Raw genomic sequence first — 15,228 nt, 5'->3', positions numbered from 1 at the left:
TCGATTTCAATCGATTACTCCAGGCCCCGCGGCTTGATTGTTGCTGCCCTTGCCGGTGTTCTAGACTTCTTCTTGCCCCAGCAATGAAGCAGGGGACAACGGGTCATCACGGCGGACATCGATTACATGTCCTGTCCGGCTTCCAACGAGCGTCTCAAGCGAAGCGCGCGCAACCGTAACCGATTCAAGCAGTGTCGAGGGATCCTCTGCACCGAAAGCCTTGGTCCTCATTGGTGTACTGGTACGTTCAGGGTTTACGCAATTAACGCGGATTCCCTCTTCTGCCCACTCATCTGCGAGAGCTTGGGTCAGGTTCACAGTCGCTGCCTTGGCCGAGCTATAGAGGCTGTAGCCGGAGCGCCCACGGGTGTATGAGCTAGAGGTGAATAGCAAAAGAGATCCACCGGTCTTGGCCAAGGAATCATGGAAAGTCTGGGCAATGAAGACCGGAGCGAGATAGTTGACTTCGGTCGCGTTGTAAACGGATTCGTCGCTGGTTTCACAAAGCAGCCCGCGCGGCAGGACGCCGGCGGTGTTCACAACGAAGTCGATTCGACCGAATTCAGCCATGACCGCATCGTGTGCAACAACAATGTCTTCGCGGCGATCGACGTGGGTGTTTGTGGCAGAACGCGAGAAAGTCCGCACCATGCAACCGTGACGTGCAGCCATCTGTGCAATGTCGTGACCGATTCCGTAGGAACCTCCGAAAACCACCATGACCTTGCCGCTCAGTGCGGTAGTCAAGGTTTCATCTTCCAGGATCCGTCGACCGTCATCGTTGTAGAGCTGGAAGAGTTTGTCGGCGATGTAGATATCGATCGGCTCGGTAACCTTCATGTTTCGTTCCTCGCCCTGGACCACGCCGATCGGAACGCTCGGAGAGTACTTGAGCACAACGCTGCAATCATCAGTGGCCGCAAAACGGGGATCACTATTTGCGCCCTCATAAGCCGTACGCAACGTTGAGAGGCGGAAAGCCTGAGGGGTTTGCCCACGGCGGAGAGCCGCTCGCGGAGGTACATTGCCGATTTCCGGCAGGGACCCCGTGCCCTGGACCACTTCGATGATCGTGTCAGCCGAAGGAATCGCTACGTCAATGGCTTCGTATTCTTCCAGTGCAGCCACGACATCCCGAAGTACTCGCTGGGCAAGCAATGGTCGGACAGCATCGTGGAGGATCACGTTGCATTCTTCGGTTCCAAGCGCTGCCAAGGCAGCCTGTGTCGTGTCATTTCGAGTCCCCGAGCCCTCCAGCACTCGAGATACCTTAGTGAAATCGTTTTTCTTCACGATTTCCGTCACGCGATCAAGATATCCGGGCTTCATCATGACGATGATTTCGTCGATGCAGTCGCTTTCCTGGAAGACCGCAAGTGTGTGTTCGATGATCGGCCGACCTGCAATCTTAATGAGCTGCTTGGGTATATCCAGACCGACCCGTTCGCCGACTCCACCTGCTAGGATCACACCAATATTGCGCATGGGTTTGTTGGTACCTCTCAACGTCCGATGAGCCATTTTCAGCCCAATCTAGGTTATCAGCCAGCGACGAATTGCTGGTGATTCACTGCAATTGGACAATTCATGCCGCACTGGATTGTGCTAACTCAGTTCCTTGACAATTTGGCTGATGCTGTCGAGGGTGTCCTTCAGCTTGGCAACGTGGCGTTCATCAAACGCGCTGAGCACTCGCTTCATCTCGGTTGTGGATATGCCTGATGTTCGTGGAAGGTAGACGACTTCTACCTTGTCACTAAGGTCATCGAACTTGCCCTTCCAGTCTTCACCAATCCCAAAGACATCCACGTTGTATTTTGCAATGTCCAAGCGTTTCTGGTCCCAGTTTTCTTCCGGGATCGCCTCGTCAACATACTGAATCGCTCGAACAATTTCGATGCGCTGTTCAAACGGCACGATGGGCTTCTTACCCTTAATCGCATTGAACTCGTCGGTTGAAACGCCAACAATAAGTCGGTCGCCCTTTTCCTTCAAGCGCTTAAGGATGTTCAAGTGCCCAATGTGGAAGAGGTCGAAGGTTCCGTAGGTAAGAACAGTTTTTGGCATGTTTTGCTCCATAGGAATTAGTAGGGCACAAAGAACTCGCGTATTTTCGCGGGCCTCAGATGATGGGCGGACGCCCAGCCAACAACATCCGAAGATGGGTTGACCATCTAAGTTTAGGTCGGGGTATTGCATACCAAGGACCAGTTCGCCATCCGGCGAGCCATCCACTTGCATACTGCCGCACTGCACCTGGCTCCCGGCGCAAACGCATGCACTCCAACAACGCCCAACTACTGACGTACAACCAGCTAAAGGGCCACCGCAGGTTTCTGCGCGCCAACCAGACGCGGTTGCGTGCATTCAGCCGATAGAATTCTTCGTGACGGCGAGGGTCGACCACCGGATGACCGATTCTCATGTCACCTGCATACCAAACATAATGTCCGGTGTCCCATACTCGCCAGGCAAGTTCGATTCCTTCATGGGCGTACCAAAAACCGCCAGCCCAGCCGCCAGTCTCGTCAAAGATCGCCCGAGGCATCACCAAACAGGTCTCCCCCACGTGAAAAACCCTGCTGGAGTCCATCGCCGTGCGCTTGTTGAGACGAGGTATCCAGCGCGTTGGGTCATCGTTCCGCTCAGGATCCGTGATCCTCGGCTGCAACAGACCCATTTTTGGGTGTGACTCGAATCTTGAGATGGCCTCTTCAAGGAAGTCGTCATCCAAGAACCATGAATCATCATCGAGGAAACATAGAAACTCCCCTGACACTTTCGGAACGCCGGCATTTCGTCCTGCAGGAATTCCCAGGTTGTCTTCTAAATAGTGCCCGCGAACCCCGGCAGGAAGGCCCTCGGGATGCCAACCGTTTCCAACGACAACCACATCAAGGGAGACGTTCTGCTGTTCCAGCAGGCTCTCCAGCGCGCGACGCAACTCCACAGGGCGATTACCCATGGTCAAAACCACCACACCAACAGTCGGTGCAACAACAGGCACAGTATTCATCGAGTCACCTCAGCCGCGAAGACGCCATTGTGGCAACGAAATGGCCAATATTGACTAGGACAACTGCCGGCATCAAAACCCAGAGCATCCATTTTTCTCCGAACCCGGGGATACCCACGACTGCAGAAACGATGGACACGGCCAGAATCACCAAGCTCAGCTCAACGGCATGCAGCATCTTATGGAATGGCAGGAACCGAGCCGCGGATCGTAGCTTGCCGATGAGACTTGCTGACGAGACTGCCCGTGCTTCGGCGGTATCGGGCAGTTTTCCCAGACCCGCCATTCCGCGCGCAGCATGAACCATAAGGCTCTGCGATCGGTTGAGCACCAATAGCACTGACACAACGGCAGCGACAAAAAGCGTTGGCCAGGCCTGGGACGCGTCGGCCCCTTGTTCGTTCAGCTCGCGGAAGACGCGGTAACCCAGGGCAATGGGGATCAGAGCCTCGGTCGTGTGGTGGCCCACCATGTCAATGAAGATGCCCCGCGGTGATTGGGTTCCCCGCCACCGCGCGACTTCGCCATCGCTGCAGTCAAAGTAAAGCTGCACTTGGGAGAGGACGACCGCCAGAAGTGGCCCCCAGATTCCAGGGATCAGCAGGGCAAACGACATCAGCCAGCCGGCCAGGATCATGAGCCCAGTGACACCGTTGGCGCTGATCCGGGTGCGGACCAATATTGCCGTCAGATAGATCGAGATATGGCGGAGGTAGAGCTCCGCGGTCCAGTGCTCGGCATTTCGACGGGCGCGGACCTCGGGTGGTTGGCAAATGGCCCGCAGCTGTTCAAGTGACGGATTCTTGGGACGCGCGGTGGAGTTGTCACTCATGAGCGGACCCTCCCCTTGTCAAGGGTGCCCTGGGCGCCCTTGAGGCGCCCCTTGACGAAGCCAATCGCCCATGGGAAGTGAATAGTGGGTAAAACACGAAGCATCAAGAACTTTTCCTTGGTGGAAGCGCGCGTGGCCGTGGCCGACGCATATACGACCAGCCCTGCATACGCCACCGGTGCCAGCTTCGCCAACTTCCAGAGCAGTCGGACCGTTGGCTTGGTTTTGCGTCCCAGGAACGGCTCAATGATCAATGCCAGGGATCCAATTGCGGTTCCGGCGACCATAAGCGGCGGCAAGTCATGACGGAGGGATTTGCCAGCGGGATAACGGCGCGCAAGTTCCCCTCGCCAAACACCCGAGGCGTAGGATTGTGCGGCCAAGGCATCGAACTCGTCGCGCGGGTAGTATCCGGTGCGCAATTCCGGATCGAACCACACCTTGTGTCCCGCTTGGCGAATTCGGAGACACAGTTCCCAGTCCTGAGCACGCCAAAGGGATTCATCATAGAACCCGACTTCGTCGAAGACTTCGCGACGGAAGATGCCCAAGTAAGCCGACTCTGCCGGTCCTTCGGGGGCACCACTATGGTAGGCAGCTCCGCCCAACCCCCAAGGGGAATGGTATGCGGCAGCAATCGAGCGTTGCAGGGGGTTCTTTCCGCGCGCATCCATCAAGCCGCCGACATCATGGGCATCGACACGGAACATGGTCTCAATGCCGCGTGCCGTGTAGGAAGGTTCCAACTCGCTGTGGGCATCGACGCGGATGACAATGGGGAACTTTGAAGCCTTGATCGCGAGATTCAATCCAATAGGTGTCCGCCCACGTGGATTCTCAACCAACCGGACCCTGGAATCCTCCGCCGCGAGTGCTGCCGCAACTTGATCGGTGTTGTCGACGCTGGGTCCGAGCGCAAGAATCATTTCCTTGTCGCCGGCATAGTCCTGGTTCAGGATGCTGTGAACCGCATCGCTCAAATAGTCGGCTTCGTTCAGCACCGGCATCACATAGGAAACCCCGGGCATCTGTGTTGATGTCACTTCTTGGTTGCCTTGTATGCTTCGACCACGGTCTTTGCATCGCCATCCATCTGGAGAACGCCCTTGTTGATCCAAATGACGCGGTTGCATGTGTCGAGGATTGAGTTCATGGAGTGGGACACGAGGAAAACGGTTCCGGCATTTTCCCTGATTTCCCTGATTTTTGCCTCGCTGCGTTTGCGGAAGCGAGCATCGCCTACAGACAGCGCCTCATCAACGATAAGGATTTCATGTTGTTTTGAGGCAGCAATTGCAAACTTGAGGCGTGCCGACATGCCCGAGCTATAGGTACGCATGGGCAGGTCAATGAACTCTTCAAGTTCGGCGAACTTGATGATTTCTTCTCGAAGCTGGTCAACTTCCTTGCGGCTGTAGCCAAGCGCCAATCCGCCAAGGGTAATATTCTTGTCGCCCGACAAATCCGCGATCAAAGCTGCGCCGACGCCAAGAAGATTGGGTCGTGATGACGCATAAACGGATCCAGATGCCGGGGGCGTAAGTCCGACGATGCTTCGCATCAAGGTCGACTTGCCCGAACCGTTGGATCCGATCACACCGATGGATTCGTTCTCGTACGCGACAAACGACACGCCCTTGACTGCGTGGACTTCCCGGATGCCGCGGGTCGATGGAGCCAGGAGACGCCGAGCGCCTGCCGTGCCCACCGATTTTCCGCTTGAATAGACTTGGTACTTGACGTGCAAATCGTCCACGACAACAACCGGACGACGGGTCTCGCCCAGTTCCAGTGCGGTGGTCTTCGGCGCTTCAGCCAACGGTGTTCCCTCGCTCACAGCCGGGGACTGCTGGTTTCCCTCGAATTCAGCACGAGTCTGGTGGGGCTCATGCAATCGGGGGTTCAGCAGATCATCGAAATTAGTTGACTCGACCATAGCGCTCCTCAGCGGTCCAGAAGTAAACGACTCCGCCTACAAACGCGACAACAGCCCAAACGCTCAGGACGATCCAATAAAACGCAGGGTAATCGACATTGTTCATGATTGAACCACGGGCGATCTGGAGAGCCTGGTAGAGCGGGTGGAAATCAAACAGACGTACGAGAGCCGGAGACGCGTGCAGGATCTTGTCGACACCGAAAAGAACACCCGATGTGTAGAAAAGTACTCGCGAAATCAACGGCAGGAATTGGGTGAAGTCTCGAACATGCACGGTAATCCTGGCGCAGATCAGCGCGACGCCTGTATTAAACAGCGTAAAAATGACCAGCAACGGTATCAGCATGAACCACGACCATTTGGGAGTTGTTCCAAGAACCATGCAATAGATGAACATGACCCCGAGCATGGGCATGAGGGTCAAAAATTGCTGTATCACCGAGGCGAAAGGAAGCGTGATACGAGGGAAGGCCAAAGACTGCACCAACGACGAATTACCGGTAATTGATTTCGCGCCTTGGTTCATTGAATCCGTGAAGAACTCGAAGAGAAACACGCCGATGACAACGTATGCGGGGAAGTCGGCCGGCTTGTTGCCGCCCTGCAAAATGCCAAAGATGGCACCGTACATCAGTGCATTTAGCGTTGGTCGCAGGACAATCCAGAGCATGCCCAAGCGGTTCTGTTGGTTGCTGGCCTGTATACGGCTTCGAGCAAGTTCGTAGGCGAAGTCACGCCTTGCCCAGGCTTGCTTTAGATAGCTCACCAGACCCGGACGGGCACCAACCCTGTGCAGGTTGTGCTGCTCCGCATATTCGGCAGCTGTCATGTGTCTTCTTACCTCGTATGTTGCTGATCATGAGTCTGACCGTTGGCGGCAGACCCCTTCGATTCTAGTAGATAGCGTGATATCTCAACGCTTGATCGACTTCTAAGCATTCTCGGCGATGCACCTATCGAGAAACTACTCGTTTAGAGCTGCGGTCTTTAGATACTCACGCAAGGTGTCGGTCCGCAGTGCCTCGCCGATCTGCACAAGTGCAGCTTCATCACGCAAAACTATCGATTGGCCATCGGGCGAGGTTCCGATTCCTGCAGTCGGAAGCGTGAACATTTTCACGTTCGAAGCGCGCAGATCCTTAAGCTGCAAGCCCAAGCCTGCGGCTGTTGCTGCATCAAACCCATTATCAAATGAGAGATAAGGGGAAACCTTGTCAATCACTTCGTAGATGGTGCCAGGGTTAGTCAAGGTGTCCTTGGACAGCATCTCGCTCATGACTGCTTTGATGAATATCTGCTGGTTTCGCACGCGCTGGTAGTCGCCATCGATAAATGGCTTGCGTTCACGAACGAATCGCAATGCTTCGTTACCCTTTAGGGTGATCTCTCCGACGGGGTAGTGATATTTATACTTGTCGGTCGAGTAGAACTCTATGTCGTTCTTGACAGTCACTCCGCCGAGCGCCGTGGAGAGCTCTTTGAAGCCGTCAAAGTCAATCATTGCAACGTGGTCGATCTTCGTATCTAGCATGCCTTCTACTGTCTGAACAGCGAGGGGCACCCCACCCAATGACATTGAAGCATTGATCTTTTGTCGTCCGTGCCCTGGGATATCCGTCCAAAGGTCACGCATGATGGACATCACGTAGACGCCTTTTCGGTCCTCCGGAATGTGCATCAGCATCATGGAGTCGGAACGCTGGTCGGTGCCGCCTCCTGACAGCAAGTCCTTGGACTCGGTGCCGTCAGCTCCGTGGTCTACTCCGAGCAACAGGAAGTTGAGCGACCCGTCGTCAGGATTCTTGACAGGACGGAGGTTTTCATCCGGAAACGCCGACGCAATGACTTGGGTTTTGTCATTAAAGGTCTTGGCGAGATTCATGACGTATCCGCCCGCAACCACCCCGGCGATCAGCACCAAGCCGACCACGCTTGCCAAAACCACCAAGCCGGTCCGTTTCTTGGGTGCCTGCAGTCGTCGGGGCTCGTAGCCGCCGCGGAAATTTCTATTGTCAGTCAATCAACGTCTCCATTAGACAAGAACTAGTTGCCAAGTACTAAGCGATACTACTGATAGCTCGGCAACTTTCGCACAAACAAAGCAAGGCTAACCAGTTCCCCTGTGAGAAAGCTGGGTTAGCCTCGCTGACAAGTCTCTATTTTAGAGGCCTGCTACGAAATCCTTCAGCCATGGGACAAGCCCTGGACCGATGTCACTGCGCTCGGAGGCCAGCGAAATGACCGCCTGGATATAGCTCAGCTTGTCGCCTGTGTCATAGCGCCGCCCCCGGAAGATCACCGCGTGAACACCGGAGCCTTCACCCTCGGCAACCGCCAAGGTTTCCAGCGCGTCGGTGAGCTGAATCTCTCCGCCACGACCCGGAGCGGTGTCTTCCAAAACGGAGAACACGCGCGGGTGGAGAATGTAACGGCCGATGACGGCAAGGTTCGACGGAGCGTCCTCAACTGCGGGCTTTTCAACCAGACCGTTGACGGTCACATATTCGGCGCCGTCAACGGCAGTGACGTCCGCACAGCCGTATGCACTGATTTGTTCGGGGTCGACTTCCATCAAGGCGATGACCGACCCGCCGGTCTTCTCCTGGACGTCAATCATGACGGACAGCAGTTCATCACGTTCGTCGATCAGGTCGTCACCGAGCAGAACCGCAAACGGTTCATTTCCCACGTGCTGCTTGGCACACAATACCGCGTGTCCGAGGCCCTTGGGATCGCGCTGCCGGATGTAGTGGATGTCACCCAGTTCGGTGGCTTCCTGAACCGAGCGCAGCTTCTCCAAGTCGCCCTTGGCTTCGAGCGTGGATTCTATAGAAGGAACGCGATCAAAGTGATCTTCCAGTGCTCGTTTGTTGCGGCCGGTGATCATCAGCATGTCGGTGAGCCCGGCTCGTGAGGCCTCCGCGACCACGTACTGGATGGCTGGCTGGTCGACAACCGGCAGCATTTCCTTGGGCATGGCCTTGGTGGCAGGAAGAAAACGGGTTCCGAGGCCTGCTACAGGGATGACCGCTTTGATAACTCGCCGACTTGTACTCATGCGTTCGACTTTACTTCATGAATTGCAAAAACTGCGACACCCCAACTCCCAATCATTACCCGTGGTTCAAGCGTTTGAGCACCGTGCGGGGCAAGTAATCGGAAACGTCGCCCCCCAACGACTGCACCTCTTTCAAAAGCGATGAAGACAAATGGGTATACCTGTTGTCGGCTGCCAAGAAAACCGTTTCAACCCCCGTGAGATGGCGGTTCATTACGGCCATGGGAATTTCGTATTGGTAATCCACCGTTGAACGCAGACCCTTCACGATCGCATCCGCGCCGTGTTCCCTGCAAAAGTCCGCAAGGAGGCCCTCCCCCATGGGTTGGACGCTAACGCCACGGAGCCCTCCGATGGTTTCTTGAACCATTTCCAGGCGGTCGGCGGCCTCAAACTTGTACTTCTTCGCATAGTTGGTGGAAACCGCCACGATCACCTCGTCAAAAAGGCTGCTGGCACGGGCAATGATCTCAACATGACCATTGTGGATTGGGTCAAAGGATCCGGGGCAGACGGCTCTACGCATACTCAGCAATCTATCAAAGGCAGGCTCGCAGTAGCTGCCTGACCGAGTCGGCCTTTGCATCGTGTCGTTACGGAACGTCACCGGCTGATGATCGGGCCAAGAATCGGGATAATGGATCATGCCCACATTCAACTTGCCATGGCAGCGTACGGCCGCCGGCGCCAATCTCTTATCATCGTCGGGTCAGCTTGGCGTCACCATTTTTGAGGAAATCACCACACTGGCGGCAAAACACGGTGCCATCAATCTTGGCCAGGGATTCCCGGACACCGATGGTCCGACAGCATTCAAGGACCGGGCCGCCCAAGGGATTGCGGGGAACCTCAACCAGTATGCCCCTGGCGGTGGCATACCCGCTTTGCGGATGGCGATAGCCGAGCATCAAGAGCGTTTCTACGGGATCACAGTAGACCCGGACACAGAGGTGGTTGTTACAACGGGTGCCACCGAAGCCATCGCCGCCTCGATCCTGGCGTTCGTCCAACCCGGCGACGAGGTCATCACTTTCGAACCGTTTTACGATTCTTATGGAGCGACAATCGGACTTGCCGGCGGGATCCACAGGACCGTCGCCCTGAATGCGCCCACGTTCCAGCCGAACATCGCCGAGCTCCGGTCCGCCTTCAACCCGCGTACGAAAATGATCGTCTTGAACAACCCGCACAATCCCACCGGTGCGGTTTTCGGCCGGGAAGTCTTGGCAGAAATTGTGGCGCTTGCCACGGAACATGACTGCTTCATTCTCTCTGACGAGGTCTACGAGCACTTGACGTTCGGAATCACCCACACGCCGATTGCGTCCTTGCCCGGAGCCTGGGAGCGGACCCTGACCCTTTCGTCCGTCGGCAAGACCTTCTCGTTCACGGGGTGGAAGGTCGGGTGGGCAAGCGGACCTGCACAGTTGGTCGCCGCAGTGCGTACCGTCAAGCAGTTCCTCAGTTATTCGTCGGGTTCGGCGTTCCAGCCCGTGATCGCGGAAGCATTGGGCTCCCCCACCGAATTCTTCACTGGATTTGCAAGGGATTTGGAAAACCGAAGCGAAGTCTTGGCGGCCGGTCTCGAAGCTGCAGGCATGACCGTCTTTAGGCCCCAGGGAACATACTTCATCGTTGCCGATGTTGCTCCGTTGGGGTTCACCAACGCCCTCGACCTTGCGCGGAGAATGCCGGCCTCAATCGGAGTGGCGGGAATCCCGCTTTCGGTCTTTTGCCATGAGGAGGGCGCGGAGAGAACCCGGACGCTGATGCGATTCGCATTCTGCAAGAAGCTCGATGTACTTACCGAGGCATCCGAGCGACTGTCACATCTGACTGCCAAGATAGGAAATTAGCGTGGCTACCCCTATCTCCCGTTGGATGAGCAATTTGGGTGCACATGCGACATTGGAGGAAGACACTTTCGTGCCCGGTGCATGGGTGCTCTCATTGGCCGGCGCGGAGCAGTCCCACGTAAATGTTGCGCATCCGGAAGAGATCTTTTACGAATACCTGCGACGGCTGGCCAACTTCGTCGACGAGGTTGGCCAGCCGGGCAAACCACTAAAGGTTCTGCACCTGGGCGCCGGCGCATTGACGCTTGCCCGCTACATTGAACAGGTGCGTCCCGGCAGCACACAAGTCGCGGTTGACTTGGAACGTGAGCTCCTCGATTTTGTTCTTGAATCACTCCCGCTGAACCATCCGGAGAATCTTTCGACCCTGATCGGTGACGCGCGTGAAGTTCTTACACATGAGCTCTCTGACCAGAAATTCGATGTCATAGTCTTGGACATCTTCAGCGGTTCGGGGGCTCCCAGCCACCTAACTGTGCCGGCGTTTTACTCGGAAATGAACGATCTTCTCGAGGACGGCGGAATGGTTCTGGTCAACGTCGGTGATGATCCCCCGTTTGCCTTTGCCGACACCCAAATCAGTGCGCTGTCGGAAGTTTTCAGAACGATCATGGCGAGTGCCCCCACCGAAATCTTTTCTCGGAAATACCCCGGCAACATGATCTTGGCGGCCACCCAATCAAAAATTGATCTGGGGTTCGTTGAACGACTCAAAGCGGCCGGCCCCCATCCCGGCACTGTCCTATTCGGCAGCGACCTGGACGGGTTCGGCAAACCATAGACGCGTTTCGCCGTATTTTTTCTCGGCGAAACGGGTAAGTCCCTCCGGCCAAATGGGCTCCTCTGACCTTGAGGAACGTTCAACCACCACGGTTGAATGTTCCTCAAGGAGCAGTGCCACCTTTTGTAGCGTCTTGGAGAGTTCGTCATTGGTCATGGGATACGGCGGATCCATGAAGACCAAATCCCAACTCTTTCCCCCGGACACTCCGGCGGTCGGCGCAAACGAATCCAAAACCGTGTCCACGGAGCCGCGCCGCACACTTACGATGTCGCTTCGAAGTGCCTTGTTGACCAATCCTGCATTGGTTTGGCACACGGCGGCAGCTTTTGGCGCCAGTTCAACCAACAAGACCAAGCGGGCCCCACGGCTTGCCGCTTCGAGGCCCAACGAACCTGCGCCCGCGTACAGATCCAAGACTCTGGCGTCGGCCAGCACGTCATAGCTTTCCAGCCTGGAGAAAAGGGCCTCCTTCACCCTGTCCGTAGTGGGTCTCGTGGAATCCCCCGGAACGCTCTTCAGCGGAAGGCCTCCTGCGGCACCGGCAACTATTCGACTCATTTCTTCCTTATCCTCGTTCCAAAAATGCCTGCATGTCTTCGTCCACCCAGTCCTCGACTGCCTTGCTCAACAATGGGTATGTGTCCAAGCCTTGGCTTGATTCAATGATTTGCTCTGCGGCGTCACGAGCCCGCGCGATGAGTTTTGAGTCCTTGATTACCCTCAGCACTTTGAGTGTTGAACGCGAACCTGACTGGCTCGCCCCCAAAATATCGCCTTCTCGGCGCTCCTGAAGGTCCGATTCCGCCAGAAGGAACCCATCGGTTGTGGATTCCACCGCGCGCAGACGAGAAACCGAAGGATGCTCCGCGTCCAGCCAGGTAGTCATTAAACACGTGCCTGGATGGAGACCACGGCCAATGCGCCCGCGCAACTGGTGCAGTTGCGAGATTCCGAAGTTTTCGGCGTCTACGATCACCATCAACGTTGCGTTGTGCACGTCGACACCGACTTCAATCACCGTTGTAGAGACAAGAATGGAGGCACGCCCACTGTCGAAGGCACCCATGGCAGCAGCCTTTTCCTCACTGGACATGCGTCCGTGAAGTTGCCTTATCTCGGTACCCGCAAAAACGGGCATGGAGGCAAGAAGGTCCATCATCTTCTCGACGGTCATTGATGCGGGTTTTGCAGCCGCCGGGCCGCCTGAACCGTTGGTTTCCAATTGATCGGCAAGCACCGGCGGCGCATCGTCCTCGACCGCAGTTTCGGTGATTCGCGGGCAAACGACATAGACCTGATGGCCCTTTGCCACTTCCTCGGCCATCCGCGAAAAAAGCCGCGTCTGCATATGGGGAAGTTGAAGCGGAACCAGATGCGTGGAAATGGGCGCGCGTCCCGGAGGGAGCGACTTCATCAGGCTGACCTCCAAGTCCCCGAACACGGTCATGGCCACCGTTCGGGGAATGGGTGTGGCCGTCATGACCAGCATGTGCGGAGGGTTCTCAGCCTTTGACCGCAAGAGGTCGCGTTGCTCGACACCAAAGCGGTGCTGCTCGTCAACGACCACCAGGCCCAGGTCCGCGAAGCTCACCACGTCCGAAAGCAAAGCGTGGGTACCAACCAGAATGCCGGTTTCACCCGATGCAGCCCCAAGGAGAACACGCTTCCTTTCGCCGGCCGAGGCGGACCCCGTAAGCAGGTCGACCCTGGTGGCCAACGGATCGGCGCCAAGCTCCCCCAGCTTTCCCAGGTCGCCCAAAAGCTTTCGGATGGATTGGTGGTGTTGCTGCGCCAAGACCTCAGTCGGTGCCAACAAAGCCGTTTGCCCGCCCGAGTCAATGACCTGGAGCATGGCCCTCAGCGCCACCAAGGTCTTGCCAGAACCGACCTCGCCCTGAAGCAGGCGATTCATCGGGTGGCCACGGAGCAGGTCCTCGGCGATCTCTATACCGGCCTGGATCTGCCCTTCCGTGAGGGTGTACGGCAACGTCTGTTCGAACGCCGCCAGCAGCCCGTCGCTGCGGCCCGCCCGTGCGATGGCAGGCTGCTGGCGCCGGTGTGCCCTCCGTTGCAGAAGAGCCAGCTGCAGCAGGAATGCTTCCTCAAAGGCAAAACGCTTCCGGGCCGCGTAGCCCTGGGCAAGGCTTTCCGGCCCGTGGATTTCAGCGTATGCAGTTGCACGGGGCGAAAGATGCTGTTTCTTCAGAACCGTTTCCGGAATGAAATCCGGAAACCCCTTTTCGTTGGTGCCTGCCATGATTAGCGACATCACGTCGCGGATCTTTTTGTTGGGGAACTTTGCGGTGGCCGGGTAGATCGGGATGGGCCTCGGGTCGGCTTCCTCGGCCGCCTCCAAAAGCGAGTACTCCGGGTGCGTCAATTCCAGGTGGTTCTGATAGACCGTCACCTTGCCGCTAAACATGGCAGTTGCGCCGACTTGAAGATCCCGCTTCGCCTCGTACCCATTGAAGAACGTCATCTTCAGCATTGATTGTTCCGGCCCGAGGGCGTCACGTACGGCAACCTGCAACAGGAATCCAGAGCGCGAGTGCATTCGTCTTTGGTTGATCGATTCAACCTGGGCAACAATCGTGACTTCCTCGCCGATTGGAAGTTCTGAAATGTTTGAGAGCTCTCCTACTTCCATGTAACGGCGGGGAAAATGCCCCAACATCTGTCCAACGGTTTCATACCCGAAGGCCTGCTGGACCTTCTTGGCCGTAGCGCCGCCTAGGACTCGTTCCAGGGGCGTCGTTGCAACAAAATCCAGGTCATCCATCGTGGGTGCAAAGATCGGTGATCGATACGTTCACCGGGGAACCGACGCCTCGAATGGCGTTCAGGGCATCTTCCGCGGCCGGTACGTGGACGTGGACCCTCCAGCGGTATCCCTCGTTGGTCGGGTTTACCGGACTCATGATCACGGAGTCGCCCAAGGCATCGAGTTGCCCACGTAGGGTGGCTGCCCCCAACGCATCAAGGTTGATGGTGCACATGACTTCCACGCCGATCCCGTTTGATACCCCTTGGTGGATATGCGGATCCTGGATGTCGTAACCGTGGAACTGGGCGTATTCATCGGGGTCGATCACGTGGCCATGCAGCGCCCCTCGCAGCTCGTCCAGGATGATGAGCATTCCCACCGCGCCGGCATCCACGATCTGAGCTTCGTGCAGGACGCCCAACTCGGATTCGGTGGCCACCACTGCGTCTTCTGCCGCAACACACATCGCTTCGAGAATCTCTGTGAGCGCGGCTTTGCTGGCCGGTTCAAGGCGGCTGGACCGGTGCGTCGACCGGGCAACGTTCGCCGCAACCTCCATCACCGATAGCATGGTTCCTGCCACAGGCTCGCTGAGTGCGGACCATGCCCGTACCTTGCCGTGTTCCAATGCCGTTGCCAGCAGCGGGGCAGTGAGTCGTTCGACTCCACATAGCGGTTCGGCCAAGCCGGCCAGGAACACCGCCAGCAGGGTCCCGGAATTCCCCCGCGCCGATTCCATGGCGGCACGCGAAGCCATGGTCAGCAGTTCCCCGATGTTCTCCGTCTCCAATTTGGAAATGGCATCGTGAGCTGCCCGTGCGGTCAGGTAGAGATTGCTTCCGGTATCGCCATCCGCCACGGGGAAGATATTGATGGCGTTTAGGCGATCGCTGTGGTTCCCAAGGCTCTTTACTACCCGTTCAAGCCAGTTCGCCATTGCTTGTGAGTTGGCATGGATTTTTACGTTCATGGTGTGAAT

Annotated in this window: 15 protein-coding genes; 2 read left to right on the top strand and 13 right to left on the bottom strand. The window is 56.7% G+C overall.

Annotation, left to right across the window (positions count from 1 at the left end; translation table 11 throughout):
• Nucleotides 1–60: 60 nt before the first annotated feature.
• From ACIQLF_RS10260 to coaD, 10 genes are all read right to left on the bottom strand, one after another.
• Nucleotides 61–1,485, bottom strand: coding sequence for an SDR family NAD(P)-dependent oxidoreductase (locus ACIQLF_RS10260; protein ID WP_400297646.1), 1,425 nt, complete (start codon nucleotides 1,483–1,485; stop codon nucleotides 61–63).
• Between the two features lie 120 nt (nucleotides 1,486–1,605).
• Nucleotides 1,606–2,067 carry an adenylyltransferase/cytidyltransferase family protein gene (locus tag ACIQLF_RS10255; protein WP_400297643.1) on the bottom strand — a complete coding sequence of 154 codons (462 nt, stop codon included), beginning with the start codon at nucleotides 2,065–2,067 and terminating at the stop codon, nucleotides 1,606–1,608.
• Between the two features lie 55 nt (nucleotides 2,068–2,122).
• Complete coding sequence (locus ACIQLF_RS10250; RefSeq protein ID WP_400297640.1) at nucleotides 2,123–3,016, bottom strand: glycosyltransferase family 2 protein; 894 nt, start codon at nucleotides 3,014–3,016, stop codon at nucleotides 2,123–2,125.
• A 4-nt stretch (nucleotides 3,017–3,020) separates the two neighbouring features.
• Complete coding sequence (locus ACIQLF_RS10245) at nucleotides 3,021–3,848, bottom strand: CDP-alcohol phosphatidyltransferase family protein (RefSeq protein ID WP_400297637.1); 828 nt, start codon at nucleotides 3,846–3,848, stop codon at nucleotides 3,021–3,023.
• Nucleotides 3,845–4,891, bottom strand: a complete 1,047-nt coding sequence (locus ACIQLF_RS10240) for a glycosyltransferase family 2 protein (RefSeq protein WP_400297634.1) — start codon at nucleotides 4,889–4,891, stop codon at nucleotides 3,845–3,847. The genes ACIQLF_RS10245 and ACIQLF_RS10240 overlap by 4 nt, the downstream gene beginning before the upstream one ends.
• Complete coding sequence (locus ACIQLF_RS10235; protein WP_400297631.1) at nucleotides 4,888–5,784, bottom strand: ABC transporter ATP-binding protein; 897 nt, start codon at nucleotides 5,782–5,784, stop codon at nucleotides 4,888–4,890. The genes ACIQLF_RS10240 and ACIQLF_RS10235 overlap by 4 nt, the downstream gene beginning before the upstream one ends.
• Entirely contained in the window at nucleotides 5,768–6,616 is an 849-nt protein-coding gene (locus ACIQLF_RS10230) for an ABC transporter permease (protein ID WP_400297628.1), read from the bottom strand. Before ACIQLF_RS10230 ends, ACIQLF_RS10235 begins: the two co-directional genes overlap by 17 nt.
• A gap of 135 nt (nucleotides 6,617–6,751) precedes the next feature.
• Complete coding sequence (locus tag ACIQLF_RS10225) at nucleotides 6,752–7,807, bottom strand: LCP family protein (protein WP_400297625.1); 1,056 nt, start codon at nucleotides 7,805–7,807, stop codon at nucleotides 6,752–6,754.
• A 141-nt stretch (nucleotides 7,808–7,948) separates the two neighbouring features.
• Nucleotides 7,949–8,845 carry a UTP--glucose-1-phosphate uridylyltransferase GalU gene (gene galU / locus ACIQLF_RS10220; RefSeq protein WP_400297623.1) on the bottom strand — a complete coding sequence of 299 codons (897 nt, stop codon included), beginning with the start codon at nucleotides 8,843–8,845 and terminating at the stop codon, nucleotides 7,949–7,951.
• Nucleotides 8,846–8,900: 55 nt separating this feature from the next.
• Nucleotides 8,901–9,371, bottom strand: a complete 471-nt coding sequence (gene coaD / locus ACIQLF_RS10215; protein WP_400297749.1) for a pantetheine-phosphate adenylyltransferase — start codon at nucleotides 9,369–9,371, stop codon at nucleotides 8,901–8,903.
• A gap of 118 nt (nucleotides 9,372–9,489) precedes the next feature.
• Here coaD and ACIQLF_RS10210 point away from each other — a divergent pair, with 118 nt between their 5' ends.
• On the top strand, nucleotides 9,490–10,701 hold the full coding sequence (locus tag ACIQLF_RS10210; protein ID WP_400297620.1) for an aminotransferase class I/II-fold pyridoxal phosphate-dependent enzyme: 1,212 nt from the start codon (nucleotides 9,490–9,492) through the stop codon (nucleotides 10,699–10,701).
• 1 nt (nucleotide 10,702) lies between these two features.
• Complete coding sequence (locus tag ACIQLF_RS10205; RefSeq protein ID WP_400297618.1) at nucleotides 10,703–11,482, top strand: spermidine synthase; 780 nt, start codon at nucleotides 10,703–10,705, stop codon at nucleotides 11,480–11,482.
• Here ACIQLF_RS10205 and rsmD read toward each other — a convergent pair.
• From rsmD to ACIQLF_RS10190, 3 genes are read right to left on the bottom strand one after another with little or no spacing between them, the layout of a single operon-like run.
• Nucleotides 11,444–12,043, bottom strand: coding sequence for a 16S rRNA (guanine(966)-N(2))-methyltransferase RsmD (gene rsmD, locus ACIQLF_RS10200; protein ID WP_400297615.1), 600 nt, complete (start codon nucleotides 12,041–12,043; stop codon nucleotides 11,444–11,446). The two genes, ACIQLF_RS10205 and rsmD, sit on opposite strands and share 39 nt — an antisense overlap.
• 7 nt (nucleotides 12,044–12,050) lie before the next feature.
• Complete coding sequence (locus ACIQLF_RS10195; protein WP_400297612.1) at nucleotides 12,051–14,264, bottom strand: ATP-dependent DNA helicase RecG; 2,214 nt, start codon at nucleotides 14,262–14,264, stop codon at nucleotides 12,051–12,053.
• A complete protein-coding gene (locus ACIQLF_RS10190; protein ID WP_400297610.1) occupies nucleotides 14,257–15,219 on the bottom strand; it encodes a DAK2 domain-containing protein in 963 nt (320 codons plus the stop codon). Before ACIQLF_RS10190 ends, ACIQLF_RS10195 begins: the two co-directional genes overlap by 8 nt.
• Between the last annotated feature and the right edge of the window lie 9 nt (nucleotides 15,220–15,228).

Origin of the sequence: Paeniglutamicibacter sp. NPDC091659 (assembly GCF_044756805.1) — a bacterium.
Lineage (GTDB): Bacteria > Actinomycetota > Actinomycetes > Actinomycetales > Micrococcaceae > Paeniglutamicibacter.
The sequence above is the reverse complement of the archived record's forward strand: the minus strand, read 5'-3'. Positions and strand labels throughout refer to the sequence as shown.

What these genes read in the sequence shown, in the direction of transcription:
- rsmD (WP_400297615.1), bottom strand. Translation starts at nt 12,043, where the DNA reads ATGAGTCGAATAGTTGCCGGTGCCGCAGGAGGCCTTCCGCTGAAGAGC.
- ACIQLF_RS10245 (WP_400297637.1), bottom strand. Translation starts at nt 3,848, where the DNA reads ATGAGTGACAACTCCACCGCGCGTCCCAAGAATCCGTCACTTGAACAG.
- ACIQLF_RS10255 (WP_400297643.1), bottom strand. Translation starts at nt 2,067, where the DNA reads ATGCCAAAAACTGTTCTTACCTACGGAACCTTCGACCTCTTCCACATT.
- coaD (WP_400297749.1), bottom strand. Translation starts at nt 9,371, where the DNA reads ATGCGTAGAGCCGTCTGCCCCGGATCCTTTGACCCAATCCACAATGGT.
- ACIQLF_RS10250 (WP_400297640.1), bottom strand. Translation starts at nt 3,016, where the DNA reads ATGAATACTGTGCCTGTTGTTGCACCGACTGTTGGTGTGGTGGTTTTG.
- ACIQLF_RS10260 (WP_400297646.1), bottom strand. Translation starts at nt 1,485, where the DNA reads ATGCGCAATATTGGTGTGATCCTAGCAGGTGGAGTCGGCGAACGGGTC.
- ACIQLF_RS10230 (WP_400297628.1), bottom strand. Translation starts at nt 6,616, where the DNA reads ATGACAGCTGCCGAATATGCGGAGCAGCACAACCTGCACAGGGTTGGT.
- ACIQLF_RS10210 (WP_400297620.1), top strand. Translation starts at nt 9,490, where the DNA reads ATGCCCACATTCAACTTGCCATGGCAGCGTACGGCCGCCGGCGCCAAT.
- ACIQLF_RS10190 (WP_400297610.1), bottom strand. Translation starts at nt 15,219, where the DNA reads ATGAACGTAAAAATCCATGCCAACTCACAAGCAATGGCGAACTGGCTT.
- ACIQLF_RS10235 (WP_400297631.1), bottom strand. Translation starts at nt 5,784, where the DNA reads ATGGTCGAGTCAACTAATTTCGATGATCTGCTGAACCCCCGATTGCAT.
- galU (WP_400297623.1), bottom strand. Translation starts at nt 8,845, where the DNA reads ATGAGTACAAGTCGGCGAGTTATCAAAGCGGTCATCCCTGTAGCAGGC.
- ACIQLF_RS10195 (WP_400297612.1), bottom strand. Translation starts at nt 14,264, where the DNA reads ATGGATGACCTGGATTTTGTTGCAACGACGCCCCTGGAACGAGTCCTA.